This is a genomic window from Isoptericola haloaureus, assembly GCF_036689775.1.
GTDB classification, from domain to species: domain Bacteria; phylum Actinomycetota; class Actinomycetes; order Actinomycetales; family Cellulomonadaceae; genus Isoptericola; species Isoptericola haloaureus.
Genome location: NZ_JBAGLP010000023.1, coordinates 1 through 387 on the forward strand (window position 1 = coordinate 1; position 387 = coordinate 387).

At 83.5% G+C, this 387-nt stretch carries 1 protein-coding gene; it reads right to left on the reverse strand.

Annotation, left to right across the window (positions count from 1 at the left end; translation table 11 throughout):
* Positions 1 to 258: hypothetical protein (locus V5O49_RS00080; protein WP_332900447.1), on the reverse strand; the 258-nt coding region annotated here is incomplete at its 3' end.
* Positions 259 to 387: the final 129 nt, after the last annotated feature.

Below are 387 nucleotides of genomic sequence, written 5' to 3' on the forward strand. Positions count from 1 at the left end.
CCGGGCCTTCGCCGCGCCCGCCGCCGGGGTCGCCCCCGAGACCGCGGCGGCCGAGCCGGGCGGCGCGGGCGCCCCCGCCGCGGCTGCGCGCGCCGTCCGGCCCGTCGCTCCGACGCCTACCTGCGCAGCGACGCCGCGCGCCACCTCGTCGGCGGGCGAGCGCCCGGCAGCGGCGCGCGGCGAACGTCGGTTCGCACGGGCCGCGGAGCTCCTGTCGACCAGGACGGAGCGGCCGGTGACGCCCTTCGCCCAGAACATGGCGCCCCTCCGCCCACAGCGCGCCGGGTGCGCCGAGCGCCATGGCGCCGGACGCTACCACCGGGCCGCACCACCGGTCGGCACCGCCGGCCGGCGCAGCCGCCGGGCTCCCCCGGACACCGCCGTCGG